Origin of the sequence: Pectobacterium atrosepticum (assembly GCF_000740965.1) — a bacterium.
In the GTDB taxonomy this organism is placed as follows: domain Bacteria; phylum Pseudomonadota; class Gammaproteobacteria; order Enterobacterales; family Enterobacteriaceae; genus Pectobacterium; species Pectobacterium atrosepticum.
In genome coordinates this window covers 352,045-369,561 of sequence record NZ_CP009125.1, presented here as the reverse complement: position 1 = coordinate 369,561, position 17,517 = coordinate 352,045, and the positions used below count along the sequence as shown (strand labels likewise).

Sequence of the window (17,517 nt, the reverse complement as noted above, 5' to 3'; positions counted from 1 at the left end):
AACACTAATCTACATCACACATTTTAATGATTCTTGTAACAAAGATTTCTACATTTGCTATTTTGTTGCTTGATGAAGATGTACAGTAGCTGGGTTTTAGTTGCTGTTGTAAGTTGTAGTGTTAAGACACGAATATCCGCACTTGCGAGTTTACAAACCCTGAGATCTAAATGCAGGTGCATGTTTTCCCTGGTGTTGGCGCATAATTCGCGCACCCCGGCTTCGGCCGGGGTCATTTTTTTCTACCGTATGAAAACGTGCAAAGCCCCGCATTCCCTATCCTCCTTCAATCGTAAACACCGCTCAATCTGACGTCGTTCTGCATTTTTTGCATGATATCGCGTGATACGAAAAAATTTTTCTAACCATTTTACTCACCACATCCTTGTGGCCACAGCAGACAGAATCAGCACAAAGACCGTATCAGGACTCTTTCTCTGCTTTTGCTACCCAATCACGCAGTACCTGAACGTCATGACGCCAGTCGTGCTTAAGCTCATCGATCCACTCCTGCACGTTATCCCACCATGCTGGTAGCGATGAGGTCTGAATCTGCTGGGCGATTTGTTGCAGATGCCGTAACCCGACGGAGCCCGCAGCCCCTTTAATTTTGTGCCCTTCTTCCGTAATGCCTTTCTGGTCACGCGCCGTCATGTTGGAATCCAGAATCGCCAGATAACCCGGCATCATCTGTTCAAACATTTCCAGACTTTGGTGAATCAATTTCGGCCCCACCAAATCCAGGTACTGTTCCAGCATCGGGATATCCAGCAGATCTTCTTTTGCCTTTGCCATTTCATCACCTTCTTCAACCACTGACTCTTCCGTCCACACCGTGTGAGTATCCCAGTGTTGTTTGATAACAGCCGTCAACGCTGGCACCGACAGCGGTTTACTAAGCACGTCATCCATACCCGCATCCAGATATTCGCGTTTATCCTTCAGCACGTTCGCCGTCAGCGCCACCAGCGGCGGCAGGCTGCGCTTGCCATAGCGCGAACGTAGCTGACGCGCCACGTCCAGCCCAGTCATATCCGGCAGTTGGATATCGAGTAACACCAGATCGAATTCATCGGGATCGAACATATCCAGCGCTTCCTGCCCAGTCATCGCGACATCCACGCTATTACCCAGCTTTTCAAGCACCGAGCGCGCAACCACCACGTTGAGTTCGATGTCCTCAACCAGCAGAACGTGCAACGCAGGTAGCGGCAAATCATCGTCGTCTTCCAGGCCGCTTCCCGCTTCATCGGCGCTCGGCGCAATCACCGTCAGGGTGAAGCAGGAGCCCTTACCTTGCGAACTGGAAACATGGATATCGCCGCCCATGTTCTGTGCCAGACGCTTCGACACCGCCAGACCGATTCCCGAACCCGTTGCTGGCTTTCCACCGTGCTGGTCTTTGACCTGATAATACATGGCGAAGATTTTTTCCAATTCATCCGCCGGGATACCCATCCCAGAATCTTCAACCTCGAAGCGCAAGCGATCGCCCTTTTCATGCCAGACGCGCACCACAATTTCGCCCTTTTCGCCTTTCTCACCCTTCGGCGTAAATTTCACCGCGTTACTGAGCAGGTTCCACAGAATCTGCCGCAGGCGTGTTCCGTCAGTAATCACTTTCTGCGGCAGAGGCTGGTGCTGATCCATAATCAGCTTCAGGCCTTTCTGTTCCGCCAGCAGGCCACCGAGGTTCTCCAAATCCACCAGAAAACCGGTGAAATCGATCGGCTGGTTATCCAGTTGCACCTTGCGGCGCTCCTGTTTATCCATCTCAATCACGTCGTTAAAAATATTGCCCAGCGTAATCGCGCTGACGTGGATAGTTTTCAGGTATTTTTGCTGTTCAGGGTCAAGTTGCGTATCCAGCAGGATTCGACTTAACCCGACAATGCCATTAAGCGGCGTACGAAGCTCGTGGCTGATTGTTGAGATAAAAGTGGTCTTATCCCTACTGGCGTTCTCTAACGCGTCCTGGTAACGCTTACGCTCCGTTATATCGCGTCCAAACCCCATCAGCCCGTGACGTTTGCCCATCCGGTCATAAAACGGCACTTTGCGCAGCTCAAAACAGGCTTTACGCCCATCGGGATAAACCAGCCACTGCTCATAGGTCAGAGAAACGTTGTGGCGGAACACTTTTTCGTCCGTCTCCATCACTTTCTCAGCAATATCGGGGGCGTAAACATCCTGCGGCGTCAAGCCGATGAGCTGCTTCTGGCTTTTACCTACCAGCAGTTCCATCGCGCGGTTGCAGCCGGAGAATTCTTTTTCTTCGTTACGGTAATAAACCAGATCCGGCGAGGCATCGAGGAACGAGCGCAGCAACGCAGATTGCTGCTCCAGCTCAATCTGCGCCTGTTCGCGACGGGACATCTCTTCTTTGAGCCGGCTCATCACCAGCACACGGGCCTCTTCCGCTTTGATACGGTCGGCAATTTCCTGATTGAGCTGCGCGATGTTCTCCTGAAGCTGCACATTCAGCTCCAGATCCCGATGACGCATCTCTTCCAGTTTCGCTACCAGCTTCGACAGCCGCTGACGCGACTCTTCAAGCTGTTCCACCACCACGGAGAGAAAATAAACGGCCCAGGGCGTAATTAGCAGCCCGAAGAAAATGGAGCGGACGACGTCGATATTTTCGACTTCCCCGCTGAGCAATAGGGTGACCGCCATTTGTACTACCATCGCCAGCAGCACCAATACCGAGGCTAGCAGCAGTGAAAAACGGACAAGCCCCAGTTTTACCATCAAATCAACATAGTACTGAGCCAACAGACGAATTTGCTTCATAGCGATTTCCCTTAGTCACCGACCGGCGCATCATAACGCAAAATAGCGACTTATACGGTGCGGCTCCGTAGATTCACAACACGAAATATCGGGGTCTACCGTTCGTGCCTTTTGACGCATTACACATGATGTATTACACACCAGCATAGCGGTAGGGCATGCCGAGCGCGGAACCCTGTACACCATGCGTTTGCAGATAGCGGTCCAGTTCCACCATGCCCGTCCAGCGATTTTCACACCAAAGCGGTGCTAGCAGAGTCGGACGTCGAGCGCTGGCGGAAATGCGATGATAGATGACATCCGGCGGCGTATGGCGAATCATCTCTCCCGCCGTCTCCACATAGCGATCCAGCGCCAATTCGGGCAACCTTCTGGCTCGCCAGGCTTTCGCCATCGTACTGCCTTCCACAATATGGAGAGGGTGAAGCTTAATGCCTTCTACCCCAGTCTCGACGACCTGCTCCAGCGTCGTTAAACAGCGCTGTGCATCTTCTCCCGGTAACCCCACAATCAGATGGCTACACACCTTCAAGCCGCGTTCGCGCGCGCGGCGGGTAGTTTCCTGATAGCAGGCGAAGTCATGTCCACGATTAATACGATGCAGCGTTTTGTCACAGGCACTTTGCAGCCCGAGTTCCAGCCAAACCTCATAACCCCGATCGTGATAACGGGACAGCAAATCCAGCACCGCATCTGGCACGCAGTCGGGACGAGTCCCCACACAAAGTCCTACCATTTCAGCCTGCTTCAGCGCTTCCTGATACATGCTTTCCAGAACCTGAACCTCGGCATAGGTGCTGGTATACGCCTGAAAATAAGCCAGATAACGCTTGGCCCGATTCACCTTTCCCGCTTGCGCTTTCAACTGCTGCGCAATACTGCGTTGCTGCATCTGCTCATCGGCAAACGAAGCGACATTACAGAACGTACACCCGCCTCGCCCCAGCGTGCCATCACGGTTAGGGCAATTAAAGCCACCGTGCAGCGTCAGCTTGTGGATCTTCTCGCCATAGCGACGTTGAAGATTTCCGCCAAACATATTGATTAATTTTTGCAATTGCATATTCTAGCCTGCTCCCTTGAGGAACAGCAGACTACCTTTCTCTTGCCCCCTTCGCGATGACCGCGATCAATCACACACATCCCAATGAAATGCATTTTTATTCGCTTTTAGTGAAAATAAACTCACGTCCGTGCTAATTAATTTTTCTTATCCCGTATGCTGGCTTAATGAAAAGATGAAGCAATACTTAAAAATAGTTTCATAAAATCTAAAAGTAGTCATATACAGCAGAATATTCTAGAACGTAGAAAGAACGTAGCATGGAGAAGGGTTATCACGCTTTCGCATAGTGATACAGCTCACATTTTAATTAAATACCACATTCGCTTTTCGAGATGGTTTTTCTAAAAAAATCATTACGTTTCATAGGTATAATTAAAAATTATCGCTTATCAGCACATTTTGCACTGGTATTTGACCTGAACAGGGTTTCTCGCTAATTTGGGAATCCGCTGGAAGCTTTCCTGACGGGTTCACGACTCGTCATATTTATGCAGTAAATGAAGACTCCCTCTAAAAACAAGTCATTTACCACTTGTGAGACCGTCACGAGAGGCCGAAGAAGAGAGCGCAATACTAGCCGCTCGACGCCACGGTGCTTTCTCGCAGTAGGTTGTGAGAGTCACACAGAGCCTGGGGAGGTTCACTAATATGTTGTATGATGCATCCCAAGAGAGAGATAACTGTGGTTTCGGATTAATCGCCCACATAGAAGGTGAGCCGAGCCATAAAGTAGTGCGTACCGCCATTCACGCACTCGCACGCATGCAGCACCGTGGCGCAATCCTTGCTGACGGCAAGACTGGCGACGGCTGCGGTTTATTACTTCAGAAGCCCGATCGTTTCTTTCGTCTGGTAGCGGAAGAACATGGCTGGCGTTTAGCCAAAAACTACGCTGTTGGCATGATGTTTCTCAATCAAGACGAAGAGCTGGCTCGCGCCACGCGTCGGATTGTAGAAGAAGAGTTGCAGAATGAAACGCTGTCCGTGCTGGGCTGGCGTGAAGTTCCGACTAACCCGGATGTGCTGGGTGAAATTGCCCTGTCATCTATGCCGCGTATTGAGCAAATTTTCGTTAACGCCCCGGCAGGCTGGCGTCAACGCGATATGGAACGTCGCCTATTCATGGCGCGTCGCCGTATCGAAAAACGTATCGAAGACAAAGAGTTCTACGTTTGTAGCTTCTCCAATCTGGTCACGATCTATAAAGGTCTGTGCATGCCTGCGGATCTGCCACGCTTCTACCTCGATCTGGCCGATCTGCGTCTGGAATCGGCAATTTGCCTGTTCCATCAGCGCTTCTCAACCAACACAGTACCCCGCTGGCCACTGGCACAGCCGTTCCGCTATCTGGCGCACAACGGCGAGATCAACACCATCGCCGGTAACCGCCAATGGGCACGCGCGCGTGCTTATAAATTCAAAACTCCGCTAATCCCGGATTTGCAGGACGCTGCGCCGTTCGTCAACGAAACCGGCTCCGACTCCAGTTCGTTGGACAATATGCTGGAGCTGTTCCTGAGCGGTGGGATGGATATCATCCGCGCCATGCGCCTGCTGGTTCCGCCAGCCTGGCAGAACAACCCGGATATGGATCCTGAACTGCGCTCCTTCTTCGACTTTAACTCCATGCACATGGAGCCGTGGGATGGCCCAGCCGGTATCGTCATGTCCGACGGGCGCTATGCTGCTTGTAACCTGGATCGTAATGGCCTGCGCCCCGCGCGTTATGTCATCACCAAAGACAAGCTAATCACCTGCGCGTCTGAAGTCGGTATCTGGGATTATCAGCCGGATGAGGTGGTTGAAAAAGGCCGCGTTGGCCCTGGCGAGCTGATGGTGATCGACACCCGCAGCGGCCGCATCCTGCACTCTGCCGAAACTGATAACGATCTGAAAAGTCGCCATCCTTACAAAGAGTGGATGGAGAAAAACGTTAAGCGTCTGGTACCGTTTGAAGAGCTGCCAGATGAGCAGGTTGGCAGTCGTGAATTCAACGATGAGCTGCTGGAAACCTACCAGAAACAGTACGGTTACAGCAGTGAAGAACTGGATCAGGTCATCCGCGTACTGGGCGAAAACGGTCAGGAAGCCACTGGCTCTATGGGCGACGACACGCCGTTCGCCGTGCTGTCCAGCCGTCCACGCATCATTTATGACTACTTCCGTCAGCAGTTCGCACAGGTCACCAACCCACCGATTGATCCGCTGCGCGAAGCACATGTGATGTCACTGGCGACCAGTATTGGCCGCGAGATGAACGTTTTCTGTGAAGCGGAAGGTCAGGCTCACCGTCTGAGCTTTAAATCACCAATCCTGCTTTACTCCGACTTCACACAGCTGACGTCGCAGGATGAGCTGCACTATCGCGCCGACACGCTGGATCTGACGTTTGATCCGTTGCAGCAAACGCTGCAACAGACCATCGAAAAACTGTGTGACGAAGCAGAAAGCAAAGTCAGAGACGGCGCCGTTCTGCTGGTGCTGTCCGACCGTGGCATTAGCGAATCACGCTTGCCCGTCCCTGCGCCGATGGCAGTGGGTGCCGTTCAGCGCCGTTTGGTAGAAAAGAGCCTGCGCTGTGATGCCAACATCATTGTTGAAACCGCCAGTGCACGCGACCCGCACCACTTTGCCGTGCTGTTAGGCTTTGGTGCGACAGCTATCTACCCTTACCTCGCCTACGAAACGCTGGCGCGGATGGTAGATAACCATACCATCGACAAACCTTATCGCGCCGTGATGCTGAACTACCGTAATGGCATCAATAAAGGCCTGTACAAGATTATGTCCAAGATGGGCATCTCGACGATTGCGTCTTATCGCTGTTCCAAGCTGTTTGAAGCTGTGGGTCTGCATAAAGATGTGTCGACGCAATGTTTCCTGGGCGTAGTCAGCCGCATCGGTGGAGCAAACTACAGCGACTTCGAACAGGATCTGCTGAACCTGTCCAAACGTGCCTGGCTGAAGCGCAAAACGCTGGAACAGGGTGGCCTGCTGAAGTTTGTACACGGCGGCGAATACCATGCCTACAACCCGGATGTCGTCACTACGCTGCAAACCGCGGTAAAAAGTGGGGAGTACAGCGATTACGAGCAATACGCCAAGCTGGTTAACGAGCGCCCAGTGGCGACGTTACGCGACCTGCTGGCACTGAAACCGCAAGAAGGCGCGGCCATCGCTATCGACAACGTTGAACCAGCTACTGAAATGTTCAAACGTTTCGATACCGCAGCCATGTCTATCGGCGCACTCAGCCCCGAAGCCCATGAATCGCTGGCAGAAGCAATGAACGGACTGGGTGGTTTCTCCAACTCCGGTGAGGGTGGTGAAGATCCTGCGCGTTACGGCACCAATAAAGTTTCCCGCATCAAGCAGGTCGCTTCTGGTCGTTTTGGTGTGACGCCAGCCTATCTGGTCAACGCTGATGTGATTCAGATTAAAGTGGCACAGGGCGCGAAGCCGGGCGAAGGGGGTCAGTTACCGGGTGATAAAGTCACGCCGTACATTGCCCGTCTGCGCTATTCCGTACCGGGTGTGACGCTGATTTCGCCACCGCCGCACCACGATATTTACTCTATCGAAGATTTGGCGCAGTTGATTTTCGATCTGAAGCAGGTCAATCCGAAAGCGATGATTTCGGTGAAACTGGTGTCTGAACCAGGCGTTGGTACTATCGCTACCGGCGTTGCCAAAGCCTATGCCGACCTTATCACCATCGCAGGTTACGACGGCGGTACAGGTGCCAGTCCGCTGTCCTCAGTGAAATACGCGGGCTGCCCGTGGGAGCTGGGTCTGGTTGAAACACAACAGGCTTTGGTATCCAACGGCCTACGTCACAAAATCCGCCTTCAGGTAGATGGTGGCTTGAAAACCGGTCTGGATATCGTCAAAGCGGCGATTCTGGGTGCGGAAAGCTTCGGCTTCGGCACCGGACCAATGGTCGCGCTGGGCTGTAAATACCTGCGTATCTGCCACCTGAATAACTGTGCAACGGGCGTTGCAACGCAGGATGAGAAGCTGCGCCGCGATCACTACCACGGCCTGCCTGAGCGTGTGACCAACTACTTCCACTTCATCGCACATGAAACTCGCGTGCTGATGGCAGAGTTGGGCGTCAGCCGTCTGGTGGACCTGATTGGTCGTACTGACTTGCTGGTTGAGCTGGACGGTTTCAGTGCTAAACAGAACAAGCTGGATCTGTCGCCGCTGCTGCACGCCGCACAGCCTCAGCCGGGCAAAGCGCTGTACTGCACTGAAAGCAACCTGTCGTTCGATAAAGGCTTGTTGAACAAAGAACTGTTGGCACAGGCACAGCCGCACATCGATGCGAAACAGGGCAAAGCGCTCTACTTCGATATCCGCAACACCGATCGCTCCGTCGGCGCGACGCTGTCTGGTGCAATTGCCGAAAAACATGGCGATCAAGGACTGGCTGGCGATCCGATTAAAGCTCACTTCTCCGGTACGGCAGGACAGAGCTTTGGCGTATGGAACGCAGGCGGACTGGAACTGAAATTAATCGGCGATGCCAACGACTACGTCGGCAAAGGTATGGCGGGCGGCAGTATCTCCGTACGTCCTCCGGTGGGTTCAGCCTTCCGCAGTCACGAAGCCAGCATCATCGGTAACACCTGCCTTTATGGTGCCACCGGCGGTAAGCTGTTTGCAGCAGGCCGCGCAGGTGAGCGTTTCGCCGTGCGTAACTCGGGCTGTATCACCGTGGTAGAAGGCATCGGCGATAACGGTTGTGAATACATGACGGGCGGAATCGTCTGCGTGCTGGGTCGTACCGGCGTGAACTTTGGTGCAGGCATGACCGGTGGATTCGCCTACGTGCTGGATGAAGACGGTGAATTCCGCAAACGCGTTAACCCAGAACTGGTAGAAGTACTGGATGTGGAAGAGTTAGCTATTCATGAAGAGCATTTACGTGGCCTGATCACCGAGCATGTACAGAATACCGGTTCACACCGCGGAGAAGAGATCCTCGCTAACTGGCCGATCTGGGCACCGAAGTTTGCTCTGGTGAAACCGAAGTCAAGTGATGTGAAGGCATTGTTGGGTCACCGTAGTCGTTCCGCAGCCGAGCTGCGGGTTCAGGCGCAGTAAGAGGTCATCATGAGTCAGAATGTTTACCAGTTTATCGACTTACAGCGCGTTGATCCGCCCAAGAAACCGCTGAAGATTCGTAAAATTGAATTTGTTGAGATCTACGAGCCGTTCTCAGAAAGCCAGTCCAAAGCCCAGGCAGATCGCTGCCTGTCATGCGGAAACCCTTACTGTGAATGGAAATGTCCAGTACATAACTACATCCCGAACTGGCTGAAACTGGCGAACGAAGGCCGCATTATCGAAGCGGCTGAGTTATCGCACCAGACTAACAGCCTGCCGGAAGTGTGCGGCCGCGTATGCCCGCAGGATCGTCTGTGTGAAGGATCTTGTACGCTGAATGACGAGTTCGGCGCGGTCACCATCGGCAACATCGAGCGCTATATCAATGATAAAGCGATAGAGATGGGCTGGAAGCCGAGCGTTGCCAACGTCATACCGACAGGCAAACGCGTCGCCATTATCGGCGCTGGCCCAGCAGGGCTGGCCTGTGCCGATGTGCTGGCACGAAGTGGCGTACAGGCCGTCGTTTTCGATCGTCACCCTGAGATCGGTGGCCTGCTGACCTTCGGCATCCCCTCTTTCAAGCTGGAAAAAGAGGTGATGGTGAAACGCCGTGAAATCTTCACCGAGATGGGGATCGAATTCCGTCTGAATACCGAAGTCGGCAAAGACGTACAGATGAAAGCGCTGCTGGACGAGTACGATGCCGTATTCCTCGGTGTCGGCACCTATCAGTCTATGCGTGGCGGATTGGACAATGAAGATGCTCAGGGCGTTTATGATGCTCTGCCGTTCCTGATCGCCAATACCAAGCAGTTGATGGGCTTTGAAGCCGCAGCAGACGAGCCTTACATCAGCATGCAGGGGAGACGCGTTGTCGTGCTAGGCGGTGGTGATACCGCGATGGACTGCGTGCGCACCTCAATTCGTCAGGCCGCAACGCACGTTACCTGTGCCTATCGTCGTGATGAAGAGAACATGCCTGGCTCCAAGCGCGAAGTGAAAAATGCACGTGAAGAAGGCGTCGAGTTCAAATTCAACCTGCAACCGCTGAGCGTCGAGGTCAATGGCGCAGGCAAAGTGTGCGGTGTGAAAATGGCGCGAACTGCACTGGGCGTACCTGATGCCAATGGACGTCGTCGTCCTGAAATCGTAGAGGGTTCCGAGCACGTACTGGAAGCCGATGCGGTCATCATGGCGTTCGGCTTCCGTCCGCACAAAATGGCGTGGCTGGCAGAACATGACGTCAAGCTGGACGATCAAGGTCGTATTGTCGCACCGGAAAGCTGCGATAACGCCTTCCAGACCAGCAACCCGAAAATTTTTGCGGGCGGCGATGCTGTACGCGGTTCCGATCTGGTGGTTACCGCCATCGCAGAAGGTCGTAAAGCCGCTGACGGCATCATGAACTATCTGGAAGTGTAGAAACGCACGACGTCTCCTGAGGGCAGGCTGGCTGCCCTTTTCTTTTTCCGGCTTTACCTTAAGCGTCCATTAGCAACTGATGGCAACCCACCTTGTTTCTTTTTTTAGAGTTTCACACCAAACGGGCTAATAAACCCTTCATCTTTCCACTCCGTTCTAAAGAACTTTTCGTAATAAATCCTGCAATTTCACGTGAAAGGCCTACACTTATCTCCGGCATTTACTTGTCTTTATTGAGATTGGATTTCATTAAGGAGGAAATATGACAGTCGAAGTGGCTCTTGTAACAGGAGGCGGTCAAGGTATTGGCCGTGCTATTGCTCTCAGACTGGCGGCAGATGGCTTTGCCGTCGCCATCGTGGACTATAACCAAGAAACAGCGCGTAGCGTGGCGCAGGAAATTGAAAAATCCGGCGGGCAAGCCATCGCACTACAGGCAGACGTCGCGGATCGTGAGGCCGTTTTCGCCGCCGTTGCAGAAGCCAAAAAGCGCTTTGGTGACTTTAACGTCATCGTCAATAACGCCGGTGTTGCTCCCTCAACCCTGATTGAAGATATCACGCCAGAAGTTGTTGATCGTGTTTATAACATCAACGTCAAAGGCGTTATCTGGGGAATTCAGGCGGCTCTTGATGCCTTTAAATCTCTGGGTCATGGCGGCAAAATCATCAATGCCTGCTCACAGGCCGGACATGTCGGTAATCCTGAGCTCGCCGTCTACAGCTCGAGTAAATTTGCGGTTCGCGGCTTGACGCAAACTGCTGCTCGCGATTTAGCGCCGCTGGGCATCACGGTCAATGGCTACTGTCCAGGTATCGTAAAAACGCCAATGTGGGATGAAATCGATCGGAAGATCTCTGAGTCCGCAGGAAAACCGCGTGGCTATGCAACGGAAGAATTCGCCAAACGCATCACACTAGGTCGTTTATCCGAACCAGAAGATGTTGCCGCTTGTGTCTCCTATCTGGCCAGCCACGATTCAGATTATATGACAGGACAGTCGTTACTCATTGATGGCGGAATGGTGTTCAATTAACGGCATATTTTGCTAACGATACGAAATAAGAAAGGGCACTGTTAAAGTGCCCTTAGGAACGGATTATTTTACGACCCGTAGCGATGGTCTGCCACCTTTAGGCGGCGGTGGTGGTTCGTCATCAGAACCGGAACCATCGTCAGGTGCTTCAGAATCAGGTGAGCTATCGACAATCGACATGACCGTCCCTGAAGAGGGCGCCCCTTCTTGAAAGCCTTCATATTCACCTGCAGACTCATAAGCAGGTTCGGACTCAAACATCGTTCCAGCTCCGTTCTCACGTGCGTAGATCGCCATTACGGCCGCCATCGGCACATGAACCTGACGCGGTACGCCGCCAAAACGAGCATTGAAACGAACGCTGTCATCAGCTAACTCAAGGCCACCAACAGCGCGCGGTGCAATATTCAGCACGATCTGGCCATCACGGGCGAACTCCATCGGTACCATAACATCCGGCAGAGTGATATCGACTACCAGATGAGGCGTTAATTGGTTATCCAGCAACCAATCATAAAAAGCCCGTAATAAATACGGACGACGCGGAGACAGTTGAGACAACGCCATACAGTTTAACCTCGGGTTTGCAAACGCATTTCACGTTCTACTTCCGTCAGGGAAGCCAAGAACGCATCACGCTCAAAGACGCGTGTCATGTAGCCTTTCAGCTCTTTCGCGCCCGAACCACTCAGTTCAATACCTAACTGCGGCAGACGCCACAGCAGCGGAGCCAGATAGCAATCCACCAGGCTGAACTCTTCGCTCATGAAATAAGGCGTTTCATTGAACACTGGGGCAATTGCCAGCAGTTCTTCACGCAGTTGCTTACGCGCTGCATCCGCTTCCTGAGCGTTGCCATGCGTCATTTTCCTAAGCAAAGAATACCAGTCGCTCTCAATGCGATGCATCATCAGGCGGCTGTTACCGCGCGCAACAGGATAGACAGGCATTAACGGCGGATGAGGGAAACGTTCATCCAGATACTCCATGATAATACGTGATTCATAGAGCGTCAGTTCGCGATCGACCAGCGTCGGCACGGAACCATAAGGATTGAGGTCAATAAGATCCTGAGGCAGATTATCCATGTCCACCAGCTCAATCTCGACACTCACACCTTTTTCCGCCAATACAATGCGGACCTGATGGCTAAAAATGTCGGACTGACCAGAAAACAGCGTCATTACCGAACGTTTGTTGGCAGCGACAGCCATGAAAACCTCCAAGTTTATTGAGAATAATATGGCGAATAACCACGCAGTGAATAACCTGCAAACCGCTATTCGAAATTCTGCTCGCCAATGTGTAAACATCGCCTGATAAAATCCATCGTTTTAAACAGCTACGCGATAGCTGGCACACAGGCATAAAATCGGCTAATAGCTTATCAGATTTTGTTCGTTTTGTGGGGGCATAAGCGCAACTTCATCGCTAACATACGGAAAGTAAAACGTATATTTCGAGGAAATTATTTTTAGACATAAAAAACCCGGTGGCAAGCACCGGGTTTTTTGCATTGATTTCGCTGCAATGCAGCCAGAAATTAACGCTTGGAGAACTGAGGACGACGACGTGCTTTACGCAGACCGACTTTCTTACGTTCAACCTGACGAGCATCACGAGTAACGAAACCAGCTTTACGCAGTTCGCCACGCAGGGACTCATCATACTCCATCAGAGCGCGGGTGATACCATGACGGATCGCACCAGCCTGACCAGAGATACCACCACCTTTAACGGTGATGTACAGATCAAATTTACCAACCATGTCGACCAGTTCAAGCGGCTGACGAACTACCATGCGGGCAGTTTCGCGACCGAAGTACTGTTCCAGACTACGCTGGTTAATAACGATGTTACCGCTGCCCGGTTTGATGAACACGCGAGCGGCGGAGCTTTTGCGGCGACCAGTGCCGTAGTATTGATTTTCAGCCATTGCCTATAATCCCGATTAAATGTCCAGAACTTGCGGTTGCTGTGCCGCGTGATTGTGCTCGGTGCCCGCGTAAACTTTCAGTTTACGGAACATAGCACGACCCAACGGGCCCTTCGGCAGCATGCCTTTAACCGCGATTTCAATCACACGCTCAGGACGGCGGGCAATCATCTCTTCAAAGGTCGCTTGTTTAATACCACCGATGTGACCGGTGTGATGATAATAAATCTTGTCAGTACGCTTGTTGCCAGTTACAGCAACTTTGTCAGCGTTCAGAACGATGATGTAATCACCCGTATCAACGTGCGGGGTGTATTCCGCTTTATGCTTGCCGCGCAGACGACGAGCCAGTTCAGTAGCGAGACGGCCTAAAGTTTTACCGTTCGCATCAACAACGTACCAGTCACGTTTTACGGTCTCTGGTTTAGCTGTAAAAGTTTTCATTAAAAGCTTACCCAATAATTAGTTACACGTTGGTGAACACCCTAACGCTCGAAAACAGTTGAGGCTCACACGACCATCAGTCCAGCAAACCTACCCCTTCGAATAGCCAATGCCGGCACTATAAAGTTTTTGGGAAAAAAACTTTGTTGTAACGTGGGGTCGCAAGATTATAGAGAAGTCATTCTCAAAAATCGACCTTTTTTCACACGTAAATGACGAAAACTACAGCCTGCGTTATGCCAAATGTGGCTGCCGTAGGTACTCTTCGCTTTGCATTTCCTGTAAACGGGATAAACAGCGCTGATATTCAAATTTCAAGTGCTCTCCCTGATAGATATCAAACATCGATGCCTGTGCAGAGATAATCAGTTTGATGCGGCGATCGTAGCACTCATCTACCAGCGCCAGAAAACGGCGAGCGGTGTTCTCTTCTTTCGTTTCCATCACCGTCACATTGTGCAACAGCATCGTGTGGTAGAGGCGCGAAAGCGCGATGTAATCATTCTGGCTGCGCGCCTCTGTACACAGCGTGTGGAAATCGGCTGCTAGCACGCCGTCACTCACGCCGAGTGTCGCTAGCGGACGATGATTGACTTCCAGCACCGGTCCCGGCGTCTGCAATTTCTTGCCAGTCAGACGAGTAAACATCTGCTGCATCGCGGCACTCGTCTCTTCATTCAGCGGCGAGAGATAAAGGTGTGCCTGTGTCAGCGTACGCAGACGATAATCGACACCCGCATCGACATTACGTACTTCACAGTGCTGTTTAATCAACTCAATCGCAGGAATAAAGCGCGCGCGTTGTAATCCATTGCGATAGAGATCGTCCGGCGGAATATTCGATGTCGCCACCAGCGTAATACCACGGGCAAACAGCGCACGCAGCAGTTCAGCCAACAGCATCGCATCGGTAATGTCAGAGACGAAAAACTCATCAAAGCACAACACATCAGTTTCGGCTTTGAAGCCGTCAGCCACTTTCTCCAGCGGATTTTCCTGCCCCTGAAACTGGTTCAGCTCTTCATGTACCCGCAGCATAAATCGATGGAAATGGAGACGCATCTTACGTTCGGCAGGCAGGCTATGGAAAAACATATCCATCAGCCAAGTTTTACCACGCCCGACGCCGCCCCACATATATAGCCCTTGAACCGGCTCAGACTCGCGTTTATCACGCAGTCCCAGCCAGCTACGCCACTTACCCACACGACCAGACGCTTCCACATCGTCATCAGCAGCACGTTCGCATAGTGCCTGATGTATCGCTTCCAGACGCACAACAGTTTGCCGCTGCACCTCGTCCGGTTGATATTCACCGGCGGAAAGTGCCTGTTGGTAAAGCGCCAAGGGTGTTGTTTGCTGCCGTGTTGTCTGTGGAGTAGCCATCGCAATCCCTGAGAAAAAAGTTAGTCGTGTTTTGCTGTGTGTTGCCGTCGATTTAAGCCGTAATCGTCGCAGTTAACAACCTTGATGTCTGCGGTGAATCAACATTCCCCTCAGTCATCGAGCATCAGGATTCCACTCGGACAAGGTTAACGGTTATAGTGACTATTATTAAGTGAAAAACCCCTACGGGACAACGACGTCAAAATAGGAGCTATTATGACTTGGGAGTATGCGCTGATAGGTTTAGTTGTCGGTATTATTATTGGTGCTGTAGCCATGCGCTTTGGTAACCGTAAGCTGCGGCAACAGCAGGTATTGCAAAATGAGTTGGAGAAAAGCAAAACCGAATTGGAAGACTATCGTCAGGAATTGGTCGGACACTTCGCCCGCAGTGCGGAGTTGTTGGATAACATGGCGGATGACTATCGTCAGCTTTATCAGCACATGGCGAAAAGCTCCAATAACCTGTTACCTAACGTTCCCGGCCAGGATAATCCGTTTAAATACCGTCTGACCGAGTCAGAAGCGGATAACGATCAGGCACCGGTGAACATGCCACCACGCGATTATTCCGATGGTGCGTCAGGTTTGCTACGGGGCGAGCGCCCGCTCCGTAAATAATATCAACTAATATACCCTAGACGTGAGGCTTTCTGGCCTCACGCTTTCCTTCCCTTGTTCTACGCTTATTAAGACGCGCATCTACCCTATCACGCACCATAAAAAGCGATAGTTACAATCTGCTGACGAAACAGCAGTGAACTTTACACATTGATCGCCAGTCTGACTCTTCACCGTTTCTTTAAGTTTATATATCATCGTTTTATTCATCCGTAGGCCGTGAGAGAGTTAATAACAATGAAAAAAACGTCATTATTATTTAGTGCACTGGCAATGAGTATAGGTTTGACCCTGTCCACGCTTCCCGCAGCGAATGCTGCGCTACCTTCCGTGGTTCAAGGGCAACAAACGCCAAGCCTGGCCCCAATGCTGGAAAAAGTCTTACCAGCTGTCGTCAGCGTGCATGTTGAAGGTACACAGGTACAGCGCCAGCGCGTACCGGAAGAGTTCAAGTTCTTCTTTGGGCCAAATTTCCCGACGGACAAACAAAATTCTCGTCCGTTTGAAGGGCTGGGTTCCGGCGTGATTATTGATGCAGCAAAAGGGTATGTGCTCACCAACAATCACGTTATCAATAATGCCGACAAAATTCGCGTCCAGCTTAATGACGGGCGTGAATATGATGCGAAACTGATTGGTCGCGACGAGCAGACCGATATTGCCCTGCTACAGCTGAATGACGCCAAAAACCTAGTATCCGTAAAAATGGCGGATTCCGATCAGTTGCGCGTCGGTGATTTTGCCGTTGCCGTGGGTAACCCATTCGGCCTCGGCCAGACCGCGACATCCGGCATTATCTCTGCACTGGGACGTAGCGGCCTGAACCTTGAAGGGCTGGAAAACTTCATCCAGACCGATGCTTCTATCAACCGCGGTAACTCCGGCGGTGCGCTGGTTAACCTCAACGGCGAACTGATCGGTATCAACACCGCGATTCTGGCTCCGGGCGGAGGAAACATCGGTATCGGTTTCGCCATCCCCAGCAACATGGCTCAGAATCTGGCGCAGCAGTTGGTTGAATTTGGTGAAGTTAAACGCGGGCTGCTGGGTATTAAAGGCAGCGAGATGACGTCTGAGATGGCGAAAGCCTTCAACGTCGATGCACAGCGCGGCGCTTTCGTCAGCGAAGTCTTACCGAAATCTGCCGCGTCCAAAGCGGGTATCAAGGCTGGCGACGTGTTGACTACTCTGGATGGTAAACCGATCAGCAGCTTTGCAGAACTGAGAGCCAAAGTCGGCACCACCGCGCCGGGCAAGACCGTGAAAATCGGCCTGCTGCGTGATGGTAAACCACAGGAGGTTTCGGTGGTGTTGGATAACAGCACATCGGCATCGACCAGCGCCGAAACGCTTTCACCGTCATTGCAGGGTGCATCGCTGATCAATGGTCAATTGAAAGATGGCAGCAAAGGCGTGCAGATTGATAACGTCGCTAAGGACACGCCTGCTGCGCAGGTTGGTCTGCAAAAAGGCGATATCATCATTGGCGTAAACCGCGAGCGCATTGAAAACATCACGCAACTGCGCAAGCTGCTGGAAGCGAAGCCTTCCGTTCTGGCACTGAACATCGTCCGTGGCGAAGAAACGATCTATCTGCTGCTACGTTAATCGCTTGTCGTTTTTTACGACAGCCTAACCAGCCAGAAAATCGCTGATGTTAAAAAATCGGACACCGAGCCATGCGGTGTCCGAACTTCT

12 protein-coding genes are annotated in these 17,517 nt (G+C 52.0%); 5 read left to right on the top strand and 7 right to left on the bottom strand.

Translation table 11 applies throughout. The annotated features are described in order from the left end of the window. Nucleotides 1–423: 423 nt before the first annotated feature. Both arcB and mnmL read right to left on the bottom strand, forming a co-directional pair. Nucleotides 424–2,793: an aerobic respiration two-component sensor histidine kinase ArcB gene (gene arcB, locus GZ59_RS01675; protein WP_039289616.1), complete on the bottom strand. Its 2,370-nt coding sequence runs from the start codon at nt 2,791–2,793 to the stop codon at nt 424–426. 133 nt (nt 2,794–2,926) lie between these two features. Then, a complete protein-coding gene (mnmL, locus tag GZ59_RS01670; protein ID WP_039289613.1) occupies nt 2,927–3,856 on the bottom strand; it encodes a tRNA modification radical SAM protein MnmL/YtqA in 930 nt (309 codons plus the stop codon). A gap of 651 nt (nt 3,857–4,507) precedes the next feature. Between mnmL and gltB the strand changes: the two genes are divergently transcribed. The 3 genes from gltB to GZ59_RS01655 all read left to right on the top strand — a co-directional run bounded on the left by gltB (nt 4,508) and on the right by GZ59_RS01655 (nt 11,432). Further along, on the top strand, nt 4,508–8,968 hold the full coding sequence (gene gltB, locus GZ59_RS01665) for a glutamate synthase large subunit (RefSeq protein WP_039289610.1): 4,461 nt from the start codon (nt 4,508–4,510) through the stop codon (nt 8,966–8,968). A 9-nt stretch (nt 8,969–8,977) separates the two neighbouring features. Then, on the top strand, nt 8,978–10,396 hold the full coding sequence (locus tag GZ59_RS01660) for a glutamate synthase small subunit (RefSeq protein WP_039289608.1): 1,419 nt from the start codon (nt 8,978–8,980) through the stop codon (nt 10,394–10,396). A gap of 262 nt (nt 10,397–10,658) precedes the next feature. Continuing rightward, complete coding sequence (locus tag GZ59_RS01655; RefSeq protein WP_039289605.1) at nt 10,659–11,432, top strand: (S)-acetoin forming diacetyl reductase; 774 nt, start codon at nt 10,659–10,661, stop codon at nt 11,430–11,432. Between the two features lie 63 nt (nt 11,433–11,495). Here the strand turns inward: GZ59_RS01655 and sspB are convergent, their stop codons facing one another. The 5 genes from sspB to zapE form a co-directional block, all read right to left on the bottom strand. After that, nucleotides 11,496–11,999: a ClpXP protease specificity-enhancing factor gene (gene sspB, locus GZ59_RS01650; protein WP_011091941.1), complete on the bottom strand. Its 504-nt coding sequence runs from the start codon at nt 11,997–11,999 to the stop codon at nt 11,496–11,498. A gap of 5 nt (nt 12,000–12,004) precedes the next feature. Further along, the gene (gene sspA, locus GZ59_RS01645) at nt 12,005–12,646 is read right to left on the bottom strand and encodes a stringent starvation protein SspA (protein ID WP_011091940.1); all 642 of its coding nucleotides are present in this window, start codon (nt 12,644–12,646) and stop codon (nt 12,005–12,007) included. 329 nt (nt 12,647–12,975) lie between these two features. Beyond that, entirely contained in the window at nt 12,976–13,368 is a 393-nt protein-coding gene (gene rpsI / locus GZ59_RS01640) for a 30S ribosomal protein S9 (protein WP_011091939.1), read from the bottom strand. Nucleotides 13,369–13,383: 15 nt separating this feature from the next. Next, entirely contained in the window at nt 13,384–13,812 is a 429-nt protein-coding gene (gene rplM, locus GZ59_RS01635; protein ID WP_005975488.1) for a 50S ribosomal protein L13, read from the bottom strand. Between the two features lie 234 nt (nt 13,813–14,046). After that, nucleotides 14,047–15,198, bottom strand: coding sequence for a cell division protein ZapE (zapE, locus tag GZ59_RS01630; RefSeq protein ID WP_011091938.1), 1,152 nt, complete (start codon nt 15,196–15,198; stop codon nt 14,047–14,049). A 216-nt stretch (nt 15,199–15,414) separates the two neighbouring features. Here zapE and zapG point away from each other — a divergent pair, with 216 nt between their 5' ends. Both zapG and degQ read left to right on the top strand, forming a co-directional pair. Beyond that, a complete protein-coding gene (zapG, locus tag GZ59_RS01625) occupies nt 15,415–15,819 on the top strand; it encodes a Z-ring associated protein ZapG (protein WP_011091937.1) in 405 nt (134 codons plus the stop codon). Between the two features lie 237 nt (nt 15,820–16,056). Next, nucleotides 16,057–17,427: a serine endoprotease DegQ gene (gene degQ / locus GZ59_RS01620; protein ID WP_011091936.1), complete on the top strand. Its 1,371-nt coding sequence runs from the start codon at nt 16,057–16,059 to the stop codon at nt 17,425–17,427. The last annotated feature ends 90 nt before the right edge of the window (nt 17,428–17,517 follow it).

Coding starts and splice junctions, on each gene's coding strand:
- arcB (WP_039289616.1), bottom strand. CDS start 2,793: ATGAAGCAAATTCGTCTGTTGGCTCAGTACTATGTTGATTTGATGGTA.
- mnmL (WP_039289613.1), bottom strand. CDS start 3,856: ATGCAATTGCAAAAATTAATCAATATGTTTGGCGGAAATCTTCAACGT.
- gltB (WP_039289610.1), top strand. CDS start 4,508: ATGTTGTATGATGCATCCCAAGAGAGAGATAACTGTGGTTTCGGATTA.
- GZ59_RS01660 (WP_039289608.1), top strand. CDS start 8,978: ATGAGTCAGAATGTTTACCAGTTTATCGACTTACAGCGCGTTGATCCG.
- GZ59_RS01655 (WP_039289605.1), top strand. CDS start 10,659: ATGACAGTCGAAGTGGCTCTTGTAACAGGAGGCGGTCAAGGTATTGGC.
- sspB (WP_011091941.1), bottom strand. CDS start 11,999: ATGGCGTTGTCTCAACTGTCTCCGCGTCGTCCGTATTTATTACGGGCT.
- sspA (WP_011091940.1), bottom strand. CDS start 12,646: ATGGCTGTCGCTGCCAACAAACGTTCGGTAATGACGCTGTTTTCTGGT.
- rpsI (WP_011091939.1), bottom strand. CDS start 13,368: ATGGCTGAAAATCAATACTACGGCACTGGTCGCCGCAAAAGCTCCGCC.
- rplM (WP_005975488.1), bottom strand. CDS start 13,812: ATGAAAACTTTTACAGCTAAACCAGAGACCGTAAAACGTGACTGGTAC.
- zapE (WP_011091938.1), bottom strand. CDS start 15,198: ATGGCTACTCCACAGACAACACGGCAGCAAACAACACCCTTGGCGCTT.
- zapG (WP_011091937.1), top strand. CDS start 15,415: ATGACTTGGGAGTATGCGCTGATAGGTTTAGTTGTCGGTATTATTATT.
- degQ (WP_011091936.1), top strand. CDS start 16,057: ATGAAAAAAACGTCATTATTATTTAGTGCACTGGCAATGAGTATAGGT.